This window comes from Vibrio sp. R15-SG3-ISO1B (assembly GCF_059833835.1).
Map to the genome: position 1 here is coordinate 83044 of NZ_JCBDGG010000031.1, position 11930 is coordinate 94973.

The following is an 11930-nucleotide window of genomic DNA, read 5'->3' on the forward strand; positions in this document are numbered from 1 at the left end:
GACTCAGAAACCGTATGTAGGGAAGTGTGCGCGATTATATATCAATTACTCGCAGAAAAAAGGGCATGGCAGCGTGAGTGGCGCTGTCATGCCCTAGGTCAGAGGAGTGCTTGTCCTATTGCACTTGGCAGTTCAAGCAAAACGCATAGTGACCTTTAGGATCATTGAAGCTTTGCAATAGGTCGGCATCACTACTCAATTGACGAATCACGGGAGAGAGTGAGGCGGGTAGCAGCGCGCTTACGTCTAAGCCAACGCGCACTTCCACTTGGTTGATAATCTCTTGCAAGAACTGCTGCGCTGGCGAGAGTGGCTCTTCAACCCAGTAAATGTTGTAGTCCTCGACGTTGGCAAGCTCAGCCGCGAGTGCAATCGCATCGTCAAAATCACCAATTTTGTCGATAAGGCCTAGGTTTAGGGCGTCTTGACCCGTCCAAACGCGACCTTGTGCCAGCGCGTCCATATCTTTGCGCGGAATATCTCGAGCGTCGCTGACCAAGCCGACAAAGCGATGGTAGCCATGCTCGATACCCATCTGAATGGCTTGCGAGGCGCCGTCTGACAAACCGGTGGTCACACCGACATCAGAAAAGGGTGATGTGCCAACGCCATCGGTATAAATGCCGAGTTTGTTGAGCCCTTTTTCAAATGTCGTGATAACACTGAAGATACCAATTGACCCGGTGAGCGTCGTTGGCTGCGCCACAATGCTGTCGGCACTCATTGATATCCAGTAACCGCCAGAGGCCGCTAGGCTCGACATCGACACCACCACAGGCTTGCCCGCCGCGCGTAGCGCTTCGACTTCATTGCGAATTACTTCTGAGGCGAAGGCGCTGCCTCCGGGGCTGTCAACGCGCAACACGACCGCTTTCACCTTGTCATCGCTGCGCGCTTGACGAAGTAAGGCAGCAGTGGTGTCGCCACCGACGGTACCACGCGGCTGTGAGCCGTCCATGATCGCGCCGCTTGCCACCACGACGGCAATATCATCTTGCGCAAGGTTCAGCGGCATGCGCATGGTCGGTAAGTATTCATAGTAAGTGATGTAGTTGTAGCTATCGTCACCATCACTGCCAAACACGTCGATCAGTTCGCTGCGCACTTGTTGGCGTGTCGCTAGTTGATCCACCAAGCCTAATCCTTTAGAGAGCGCCGCTAAATCACCTTGGTATTGCTCAAGCTGTGTTAGGAAGCTATCCATATCTGGATTGAGTTTTTCTGCACTGATTTGGCGGTTGGTCGCCACATCGTCAACGTACGCGCCCCACAGTTGACCGAGCCAACGTGACGCGGATTCACGCGCTTCATCGGACATATCATCACGCAGAAACGGTTCCACAGCCGATTTATAGCTGCCGACACGGAAAACGTGTGTGCTGACATCCAGCTTTTCAAGCAAGGTTTTGTAGTACAGCGAGTACGCGCTGTAGCCTTTGAGCATCACAGCGCCATCCGGGGCAAGATAAATCTTATCCGCGTAGCTGGCGAGGTAGTACTGGCTTTGGTTGTAGATGTCCCCGACCGCATAGATGGGCTTGCCCGATGCTTTAAACTCATTCAAGGCTTTGGCGATGTAACGCAGTTTCGTGAGATTGGTTTCCGGCATGTCACGCAGCGCGAGCACTAGGCCGCTGATGCTGTTGTCTTCTTTGGCGTGGCGAATGGTGTCCACCAGCTCAAACAGGACATTCTCTCTTGGCATCTCTTGGCCAAATAGGGAGCCGGTCAAAGAGTCCATCGCGTTGATGTAGCGAGGCTGCTCAACAATCGGGCCAGAGAGGTTAAGCACGAGTGCGGATTCTTTTGGCACCGATGGCGGCGGGGCATCCGTAGCGGTGTAGAGGAAGTAGATAACAGCGATGCTCGCCAAAAAGATCAGATTGGTTAGGGCGATGCGTAGGAAGGTGAGCAGTTTCCACATTCCCTTGAAAATCATCCCTATGATTTTGAATATTTTTTTCATTCTATCTCCGCTGCGACGTCAACGCAGGTGATGGGGTTACCCTAGATGTCCGGACACCCTCCATCCTACTGAAACTCGTGGAGTGGAACAACTGTAAGATTGATCGGTGTTACAAAAATGTAAACGCCTGTTTGATTTTTTATAAAGAAGCTCATATCGTGGTCAGACCACAATAATAAACAGTATAGTGATGTCTGCCATGTACCCAAACCTACTCAAGCCCTTAGATCTCGGCTTTACTCAGATTCGAAACCGTGTCTTGATGGGCTCTATGCACACCGGCCTTGAAGAACAGAAAGAAGGCCTTGGAAAACTTGCCGCTTTCTACGCTGAACGTGCCAAAGGCGGTGTCGGTTTAATTGTGACGGGCGGCTTTTCGCCCAATTTGCGCGGTCGTCTTCATCCATTTTCGGCTGAATTCAGTAAGCCGAAACATGCACAAGCACACAAGGTCGTGACCGAAGCGGTCCACCAACATGGCAGCAAGATTGCGTTGCAACTGTTGCACGCAGGTCGCTATGCAATGCACCCCTTCTCCCAAAGTGCCTCTTCCATTAAAGCGCCCATTGCGCGTTTTGCGCCGAGTGAAATGAGTGCTCGTCAAATCAAGAAAACCATCGATGCGTTTGCAAACAGTGCGCAGTTAGCTCAGTTGGCAGGATATGATGGCGTGGAAGTAATGGGGTCGGAAGGTTATCTCATTAACCAGTTCATCTGTAAACGAACCAATATGCGCTACGACGATTGGGGCGGTAGTTACGAAAATCGTATGCGTTTTCCCCTAGAGATCGTCAAAGCCATTCGAAAAGCAGTTGGCGAAGAATTCATTATCATTTTCCGTCTATCGATGCTGGATCTGGTGGAAGAGGGCAGCACATTTGATGAAGTGGTGATGCTCGCCAAAGCGCTAGAAGCGGCTGGGGTCACCATCATCAACACCGGCATCGGCTGGCACGAAGCGCGGATTCCATCCATTGCGACGCAAGTCCCGCGAGGCGCGTTTACGTGGGTGACCGAGAAAGTGAAGCCGCATGTCAATGTGCCGATTGTGACGTGTAACCGAATCAATATGCCCGATGAAGCGGAGCGAATCTTAGAGAGTGGCCATGCGGATATGGTCTCGATGGCGCGTCCATTCTTAGCAGACCCATATTTCGTCGCCAAAGCCGAGCAGGACAAGGCGAAGCTCATCAACACCTGCATCGGTTGTAACCAAGCCTGTCTGGACAATGTCTTCAAAGGTAAACGTGCAAGCTGCTTAGTCAACCCGCTCGCCTGTCGAGAGGAAGAGTGGATTGTCTCTCCGGTGCAGAAGGCGAAAAACATTGCCGTGGTGGGCGCAGGTCCTGCTGGCCTGGCGTGTGCCACGACTTTGGCCGAGCGAGGCCATCAAGTGGATTTGTTTGAACGCAGTGACCGTATCGGTGGTCAGTTCCGTCTTGCCATGCAGATCCCGGGCAAGGAAGAGTTTCGTGAAACCATCCGCTATTTTGCTAACCGCATTGATGAAACGGGCGTCAAACTCCATTTAGAGACGGAAGCGAATTTCGATCTATTGGCGGAGTACGATGAAGTGGTCATGGCCAGTGGTGTTGAACCTCGTAAAGTGACTATTGAGGGGATTGATAACCAAGAGAAAGTGGTGGATTACCAAACTCTAATTCGCGAAAAAACCTACGTTGGCGACAAGGTGGCGATTGTGGGAGCCGGCGGCATTGGTGTCGACGTTGCCACCATGCTCACCGAGCCTCAAGGACACAATCTTGACGATTGGCTGCATGAGTGGGGTATCGACAAAGCGATTTCACATCCGGGCGGCTTGTTCCCTTACCCAGATTCGCTCAGTGATAAAACCGTGTGGGTGTTGCAACGTCGTAAAGGGCGTGTCGGCAAAGGTCCGGGCAAAACCACAGGTTGGATTCATAAGCGGACACTGGAAAAACGTGGGGTTCACCTGCTCGGTGGGGTGAGTTACGAGAAGATTGACGACCAAGGACTGCACATTGCGATTGATGAACAAAAGCAGTTACTCGAGGCCGACAAAGTGATCATCTGCGCGGGCCAAGAATCCGTTCGTCCGTTTGAGAATGAGTGGGAGAAGTTTGGCGACAAACTGCATGTGATTGGCGGCGCGGATTATGCCGGTGAGTTGGATGCGGTGCGTGCAATTAAACAAGGTGTCGAGCTGGCGATTAAGCTCTAATGTGTTCAATAGAAAACGCCAGATGGAGTCGCTCCATCTGGCGTTTTTTTATTCCCACTGAGAAAGCGTTACAAAATGACCGTCTTGTTTCCGTAGACAAATACATGGTCATTAAGGACTTTGGTTAGCGCTTTGCTGAGAACGTTTTTCTCCACATCGCGACCTGCTTGCGCCATATCTTGGGCGTTGAAGTTATGATCGACTGGAATTACGTCCTGCTTAATGATCGGGCCTTCATCGAGGTCGTTGGTGACAAAATGCGCCGTTGCGCCGATGATTTTGACACCGCGCTCATACGCTTGCTGATATGGTTTCGCGCCAATAAACGCAGGCAAGAAGCTGTGGTGAATGTTGATGATCTTATGGTTGTACTTTTCGACAAAAGAGGGAGTAAGAACGCGCATGTATTTCGCGAGCACTAAGTAGTGCGGTTCATACTGCTCAATCACTTCCAGCATTTTCTGCTCATGCTCCTCACGGTTTAACCCTTCGTGAGAGACGCAGTGATAAGGAATGTCAAACTTTTCTGTCAGGCTTTGCAGGTTGTCGTAGTTACCGACCACGGCCGCAATCTCAACATCTAGGCTACCATCGTAATTTTTCATAAGAATATCACCCAAGCAGTGCGCTTCTTTGGTGACCAAAATGACAATGCGTTTGCGCTCAGAGCCAATCAATTTACGTTTCGTACCGGCAGGTAGCGCTTGGTCTAGATCGGCCAACAAGGTTTGATCATTAAAGTAACCTTCCAATTCGGTACGCATGAAGAAGTGGCCGCTGGTATTGTCGACAAATTCGTTGTTGTGAATGATGTTGAGTTGATGCTTATAACAGATGTTAGTGATTTTAGAAATCAGGCCCGCAGCGTCTGTACAGTGCGTCAGTAGTGTTTTCTTTTCCATTAAGTCGATACTTCCGAGAATTATTTTTTTTTAAAAGTAAAATTTTTGCGCCGCTTCGAACGGTGAAGCCACACGCAATATTGAAGCTACAATTAAACTAATATCAGATTGGTTTCAACAATTAATCTGAGTTAATTGATTATCTGCTTCTCTGTATCGTCAATGAAGGTCGCAGGCCAGTGAAATGAGGGCGCACTGTTCGGGCAATACGAATAAGCTCAAGGTTGACTCATTCTACTCTCAAAGAGTTGTTTAAGGTGGTATGTATGGATAAAGAACTCCTCGCCCGCAAACTGTATTCTGAGCGTGTTCATGCGCTGCTCGGTGATCATGAAATTGATGAACAAATTTTAGGAGAAATGTGGGAATGCAAAGCGTCGCCAAGTGAAGCGGCCAGAGCCATGCTTGATCAGCACACTGGATTTTCCGGTCCTGCGTGGTTAGCGCGTTACCTCAACAAACGCTAATCCACTCGTTACCTCTCTACTTGCTTATCTACCAACTTAGGGCGCGAAACACATTCGCGCCCTTTTTAAAAAACTGACATAATCCCCAATAACCCCTCTTATCGTATTGTCGAATGATTGCAAAAACCTTCACTCAAGATGGCGCCTTGGGCAAGGCCATCCCAGGCTTTCAGCCTCGCCAAGCACAGTTAGATATGGCCGAGGCGGTGCATCAAGCGATTCAAGATGGTTCGCAGCTCGTGGTTGAAGCGGGAACGGGAACCGGAAAAACGTTCGCCTACTTGGTGCCCGCGCTGCAAAGCGGCAAGAAAACCGTAATCAGTACTGGTTCAAAGAACTTACAAGAGCAGCTCTACCACCGCGATCTACCACTGATGGTCGAAGCGCTCGGGTTTTACGGACAAGTGGCCTTGCTGAAAGGTCGTGCTAACTATCTCTGTCTAGATCGTCTAAGTCGACAAATGCTCGAGAGTCACCATCAAAGTTCGGATCCGACCTTACTCAGTCAGTTGGTCAAAGTGCGCAGCTGGTCTTCAGAAACAAAAACCGGAGATTTGGGCGATTGTGATGCGATTGCGGAAGACAGCCCTGTGATTCCGACCATTACGTCCACCAACGATAACTGCTTGGGAAAAGAGTGCCCTAGCTACCAAGACTGTTTTGTACTCAAAGCGCGTAAAAAAGCGATGGAAGCGGATGTGGTTGTCGTCAATCATCACCTCTTTTTGGCCGATTTAGCCATTAAAGAGACGGGGTTTGGTGAACTGATCCCAGAATCGGACGTGTTTATATTCGACGAGGCACACCAACTGCCGGATATTGCTAGCCAGTATTTTGGTCAGTCGTTATCCAGTCGCCAAATACAGGAGCTGTGCAAAGATATTGAGATCGCCTATCGCACCGAAGCAAAAGACATGCGTCAACTGCAAAAGGTCGCGGAAAAACTGGGTCAATGTGCGATGGATCTGCGCATTACTCTGGGTGAACCTGGGTTTCGTGGCAATTGGCGTGAAGCGATCAAATCACCGTCGATCGCTCGAGAGTTGAACCGTCTTGAAGAGAGCCTTGATTTTACCGTTGAAGTGTTGAAATTAGCCCTTGGCCGCAGCCAGTTGCTTGATAGCGCTTTTGAGCGAGCGAGTACCATCAAAGCGCGCTTGGAGCGCGTGTGTGATGTCTCTATCACGGGCTACTCCTACTGGTATGACACGACGCCTCGTCATTTCAGTTTGCACATTACGCCCTTGAGTGTGGCGGATAAGTTCCATGAACAAATGACGCTCAAACCCGGTGCGTGGGTATTTACCTCTGCAACGTTAGCGGTTAATCAAGATTTTGCGCACTTCACGTCTCGTTTGGGTATACAGCCCACTCAGCAGATGTCGCTACCTAGCCCATTTGATTACCAACAGCAGGCGAGACTTTGCGTGCCCCGTTATCTTCCCGAGCCAAATTCGGCGGGTTTACCAGACAAACTGGTTGCTTTACTCGCGTCTGTCATTGAACAAAACCAAGGTCGCTGCTTTTTCTTGTGTACCTCCCATTCGATGATGCGAGAGTTGACTGAGCGATTTCGCGCGGTACTCAATGTCCCGGTTCTTATGCAAGGTGAGACAAGTAAACAAAAGACCTTGGCGGAGTTTATGGAGTTGGGTAATGCACTGCTGGTGGCGACAGGGGCCTTTTGGGAAGGGATAGATGTTAGAGGCGACGCGCTGAGCTGTGTTATTATCGACAAACTGCCGTTTACCGCGCCCGATGACCCACTGCTTAAAGCACGTATTGAGGATTGTCAGTTAAAAGGGGGAGACCCGTTTGCACAGGTACAAATTCCTGATGCGGTGATTACGTTAAAGCAGGGCGTAGGGCGATTGATTCGTGATAAAACGGACAGGGGAGCGCTAATCATTTGTGATAATCGATTAGTAACACGTGATTACGGTGGTGTGTTCTTAGCCAGTTTACCTCCAATTCCTCGTACACGGGATATTGAAGCGATAAAGCAGTTCCTCCAGCCCAATAAAGATTAATGAAATTAGATTTAGAGAACATCATGAGCGCAAAAATTCTTGCCCTAGATACCGCTACAGAGAACTGCTCTGTGGCCCTATTAGCCTTCGACAAAGTGTTTGTTCGCAGTGAAGTCGCCCCGCGTGATCACACCAAGAAGATTCTTCCTATGGTCGATGAAGTGCTAAAAGAAGCCGGGCTTACGCTACAAGATTTAGACGCGTTAGCCTTTGGTCAAGGCCCGGGTAGTTTTACTGGCGTACGTATTGGCATTGGTATTGCACAAGGTTTAGCGTTTGGTGCGGATCTGCCCATGATTGGTGTGTCGACACTCGCCGCGATGGCTCAAGGTAGCTACCGTCTCCACCAAGCGGAGCAAGTTGCGTGCGCCATTGATGCTCGCATGAGTGAAGTGTATTGGGGACGTTTTCAGCGTCAAGAAGATGGCAGCTGGGCCAATGTGGATGAGGAGTGCGTGATTGCTCCCGATGAGCTCGTTCAACGCACGCCTTCTGATGCGCAGTGCTGGCACACGGCAGGAACGGGGTGGCAAACCTATCAAGCGCCGCTGGCGGAACTCCCATTAACGCTGAAAGCGGGTGATGTGCTGTTCCCGGATGCGCAGGATATGGTGATCTTGGCCGAGCAAGCTTGGCGAGAGGGACGCAGTGTCAGTGCAGAAGAAGCCAGCCCTGTTTATCTTCGCGATACGGTTGCGTGGAAAAAGCTTCCTGGGCGTGAATTATACTCTGCCCAGTGAGCGCACAGCGAAATGAGTGAATAGTATGGTGTCTATAAACGGTTTACCCCCCTCGGTCCCCGGACCGAATCGTGCGAATAAAGCCAATAAAAAACAGGGGGTAAACAAGCAAAGTAAGGGTAACGAGGTTTCGCAGCCGACCAAGGTGGCAAACGCCGTTGCGAATTCTATTCGCCCCATCACAGAATCTGACGTCGAACGGGCGAAGGTTCAATATGATCTTCCAGAAGGCAAGAGCCGTAAAGCGATGGAAGAGTATATGAATGTGATGCATCAGGCGAAGCGCGATGAACTCTCGCAGATGCTTGGTGTCGATCTCTATATCTAGCACACTTTCCTTTTACCGATAAAGAGTCTCCGATGAAATCAGCACTACTCCTTTTTGCGACTACGTTTCTCATGACGGCATGCAGCACACTACCCACACAGCTAGTGAATGACGACCCTGCGCTCGTGACAGATTACGCGCAGTGGGACGCCTCACAATCTCACCCTGTGCGCCTTGGCGGCGTGATTGCCGACGTGAAGAATCTGGATTCACAAACGCGGATAGAAATAGTCAATCTGCCTATCTCAAGTAGTGGCAAGCCTGACATCACGCAAGAGCCCAACGGTCGCTACGTCGCCTATGTGCCCGGTTTTGTGGACCCTGTTAGCTTAGCTGAAGGACGCTTGATCACGACGCTGGGGCAATCTGCGGGTGTCGAAGAGGGTAAAGTCGGTGATTACTTACATCAGTTTCCAGTGATGAAACAAGCGACCCTTCACTTGTGGCGTATTGAAGAGCGTGTGATTGTGGATGACTTTGGCAGCTATATGTTCCCTTGCCGAGGCTACTACTGTCGTGATGTGGGGTACCGACCAAGAGAAGGGCGCGTGATTCAGGAAGTCAAATGACGTTTGAACATTGCCACTACCAGATTGACGGCGGCAAGGTCGCCACCCTTGAGCTAGGAGATAAACAAACGGCCGGTGTCTCGGTCGTTTTTTTGCACGGTTGGTTAGACAACGCCGCCAGTTTCACTACTGTAATGACAGCACTAGCGCATCAGTTACCTCACGCCCACTTGTGCGCCGTAGACTTGCCTGGACATGGGCTCTCATTTCATAAAGCCTCTCCTCATTTCTATTCGTTTCATGACTATATCGACGATGTTTACCAAGTTTTGGCTAAGTTATCGCCAAACAGAACCGTATTGGTTGGACATTCGCTTGGTGCTTTGATCGCAAGTTGCTATAGTGCCGCGTTTCCAGAACAGGTGGCTGGATTAGTCCAGATTGAAGGCGATGGGCCGCTTGCGGAGACGCCGGAGTGTGCGGTCACAAGATTGCGCCAAGGGGTGATGAGCCGCCAACGTATTCGTCGTAAGCCTGTGCGTTTGATGAGCTCAGCGGACGATGCGGTAGCCCGGCGTGCCTCGGTCAACTCGCTGACGGAGGCACAAATTACGCCGCTTGTGCTGCGCGGAATTAAGCAAACCGAACAGGGCTGGGCTTGGCGCCATGACACCGCTTTGCAAAGTGACTCCCTCTACCGGATGTCTCATCAGCATGCTCAAGCGATCCGCGATGCGATAGTCTGCCCTCAGATCATTGTGCTGGGAGAGCAAGGCTTTTCTCATTTGAAGCCCATGACGTCAGAGGCAAATCCGGTGCGCGAGTTTGTCACCCTCTCGGGCGGACATCACTGCCATTTAGAGCATCCTTCTAGAGTATCTGACCTAATTTTTGGCTTAGTTAACAAAATTTAAACAAGTGTTTGAGTCTTCCGTGCGCGGGCGCTGCGCCTGTGCTGTAATAGGCCAATAACAACATAACGATATCGGCGCGCGCACGCTGTTTTTTCGAGGAGTATTAACGTGGATAAACCTTGGTTGTCACGCTATCCAAGCGATGTACCTGAGCACATTAACCCGGACCAGTATCCATCTCTGGTTGAGATGTTTGAGCAGTCCGTACAAAAATACGCGGATCAACCTGCTTTTGTGAATATGGGGTCGGTGATGACCTTCCGTAAATTGGAGGAACGCAGCCGAGCGTTTGCCGCCTATTTACAAAACGATCTTAAGTTGCAAAAGGGTGATCGCGTCGCGTTGATGATGCCAAACTTGCTGCAATATCCGGTCGCCCTGTTTGGTGTATTGCGAGCTGGGCTGATCGCCGTCAACGTTAACCCGCTTTACACGCCACGTGAGTTGGAGCATCAGCTCAATGACTCTGGTGCCAAAGCGATTGTGATTGTCTCCAACTTTGCCAGTACGCTTGAGCAAGTGGTGGAGAACACGCCTGTTAAGCACGTGGTGTTGACGAGCCTTGGGCAAATGCTGCCTCGAGCGAAAGGTACCTTGGTCGATTTTGTCGTTAAGTACGTCAAAGGCATGGTGCCAAAATATGACTTGCCTGGGGCGATCTCGATGCGCAAAGCCCTCCACAAAGGCCGTCGTCTACAGTACGTGAAGCCGTTTATGTCGGGGGATGACATTGCATTCTTGCAATACACGGGCGGGACGACAGGGGTGGCGAAAGGCGCAATCCTAACCCACCGCAATATGATTGCTAACGTTTTGCAGGCGAAAGGTGCTTACGGCCCTGTCTTGACAGAAGGGCGTGAATTAGTGGTAACAGCGCTGCCGCTGTATCACGTATTCGCTCTGACGGTGAACTGTTTGCTGTTTGTTGAACTGGGGTGCCAGAACCTGTTGATCACCAACCCAAGAGACATTCCAGGCTTTGTCAAAGAGTTGCAAAAGCACCCTTTCACCGCGATCACTGGGGTGAACACCTTGTTCAATGCCTTGGTGAGCAATGAAGATTTCCACGAACTTGATTTCAGCAAGCTTAAGCTCGCCGTTGGTGGTGGCATGGCGGTGCAGCGCGCGGTTGCCGACCAATGGAAGAAGACAACTGGCATTCACTTACTTGAAGGCTATGGTCTGACCGAATGCTCGCCGCTAGTAACGGGGAACCCTTACGATTTGAAAGACTACACAGGTGCGATTGGATTGCCTGTTCCTTCAACGGAAGTGCGTATTGTGGATGATGCCGGACAGGTATTACCAACCACCGAGGTTGGAGAACTACAAGTACGTGGCCCTCAAGTGATGCAAGGTTACTGGCAGCGTCCGGAAGCGACTAAAGAGGTGATCAACAGCGAAGGTTGGTTATCAACGGGTGACATCGTCAAATTCGATGAGCACGGCATGATTTATATTGTCGATCGTAAAAAAGACATGATTCTGGTCTCCGGTTTCAACGTCTACCCGAATGAGATAGAAGATGTGGTTGCTCTGCATGGCAAGGTGCTGGAAGTGGCGGCAATCGGACAATCTCACGATGTCTCTGGTGAAGTGGTCAAAGTGTACGTTGTCAAGCGAGATCCAAGCCTCACCAAAGAGGAAGTGATTGCTCACTGTCGTAAGCATCTGACCGGCTATAAAGTGCCAAAATTGGTTGAGTTTAGAGAAGACTTACCTAAAACCAACGTTGGTAAGATTTTACGTCGCGTTCTGCGAGAGGAAAACGAAGCGAATCTGGCCAAGCACGATAGCTAAACTCGCTAAGCAGATCGTAAGCTTTGATGTTAGAATGCCGACATAACCATGGTCGGCATTTTTTATGTGCC

General features: G+C 50.4%; 10 protein-coding genes. 8 read left to right on the forward strand and 2 right to left on the reverse strand.

Annotated elements, in window-relative coordinates:
- Window positions 1-115: 115 nt before the first annotated feature.
- On the reverse strand, window positions 116-1966 hold the full coding sequence (sppA, locus tag AC6R0S_RS09340) for a signal peptide peptidase SppA (RefSeq protein ID WP_500637773.1): 1851 nt from the start codon (window positions 1964-1966) through the stop codon (window positions 116-118).
- A 199-nt stretch (window positions 1967-2165) separates the two neighbouring features.
- On the opposite strand from sppA, the gene AC6R0S_RS09345 reads away from it, so the two are divergent.
- Window positions 2166-4169 carry an FAD-dependent oxidoreductase gene (locus tag AC6R0S_RS09345; RefSeq protein ID WP_500637788.1) on the forward strand — a complete coding sequence of 668 codons (2004 nt, stop codon included), beginning with the start codon at window positions 2166-2168 and terminating at the stop codon, window positions 4167-4169.
- Window positions 4170-4237: 68 nt separating this feature from the next.
- Here AC6R0S_RS09345 and purU read toward each other — a convergent pair whose 3' ends face one another.
- Window positions 4238-5071, reverse strand: coding sequence for a formyltetrahydrofolate deformylase (gene purU, locus AC6R0S_RS09350; RefSeq protein WP_487901103.1), 834 nt, complete (start codon window positions 5069-5071; stop codon window positions 4238-4240).
- A gap of 266 nt (window positions 5072-5337) precedes the next feature.
- On the opposite strand from purU, the gene AC6R0S_RS09355 reads away from it, so the two are divergent.
- The 7 genes from AC6R0S_RS09355 (at window position 5338) to fadD (ending at window position 11859) form a co-directional block, all read left to right on the forward strand.
- Window positions 5338-5538 carry a hypothetical protein gene (locus tag AC6R0S_RS09355; RefSeq protein WP_500630316.1) on the forward strand — a complete coding sequence of 67 codons (201 nt, stop codon included), beginning with the start codon at window positions 5338-5340 and terminating at the stop codon, window positions 5536-5538.
- 113 nt (window positions 5539-5651) lie between these two features.
- Window positions 5652-7568 carry a DNA repair helicase YoaA gene (yoaA, locus tag AC6R0S_RS09360; RefSeq protein ID WP_500630315.1) on the forward strand — a complete coding sequence of 639 codons (1917 nt, stop codon included), beginning with the start codon at window positions 5652-5654 and terminating at the stop codon, window positions 7566-7568.
- A 23-nt stretch (window positions 7569-7591) separates the two neighbouring features.
- Complete coding sequence (gene tsaB, locus AC6R0S_RS09365; RefSeq protein ID WP_500637774.1) at window positions 7592-8308, forward strand: tRNA (adenosine(37)-N6)-threonylcarbamoyltransferase complex dimerization subunit type 1 TsaB; 717 nt, start codon at window positions 7592-7594, stop codon at window positions 8306-8308.
- Window positions 8309-8333: 25 nt separating this feature from the next.
- Window positions 8334-8636 (forward strand): chromosome partitioning protein ParA, encoded by a 303-nt coding sequence (locus AC6R0S_RS09370; RefSeq protein WP_500637775.1) that lies wholly within the window; start codon window positions 8334-8336, stop codon window positions 8634-8636.
- Window positions 8637-8668: 32 nt separating this feature from the next.
- Complete coding sequence (locus tag AC6R0S_RS09375) at window positions 8669-9205, forward strand: Slp family lipoprotein (RefSeq protein ID WP_500630312.1); 537 nt, start codon at window positions 8669-8671, stop codon at window positions 9203-9205.
- On the forward strand, window positions 9202-10059 hold the full coding sequence (locus AC6R0S_RS09380) for an alpha/beta fold hydrolase (RefSeq protein ID WP_500637776.1): 858 nt from the start codon (window positions 9202-9204) through the stop codon (window positions 10057-10059). The genes AC6R0S_RS09375 and AC6R0S_RS09380 overlap by 4 nt, the downstream gene beginning before the upstream one ends.
- Window positions 10060-10167: 108 nt before the next feature.
- Window positions 10168-11859 (forward strand): long-chain-fatty-acid--CoA ligase FadD, encoded by a 1692-nt coding sequence (fadD, locus tag AC6R0S_RS09385; protein ID WP_334552543.1) that lies wholly within the window; start codon window positions 10168-10170, stop codon window positions 11857-11859.
- Window positions 11860-11930: the final 71 nt, after the last annotated feature.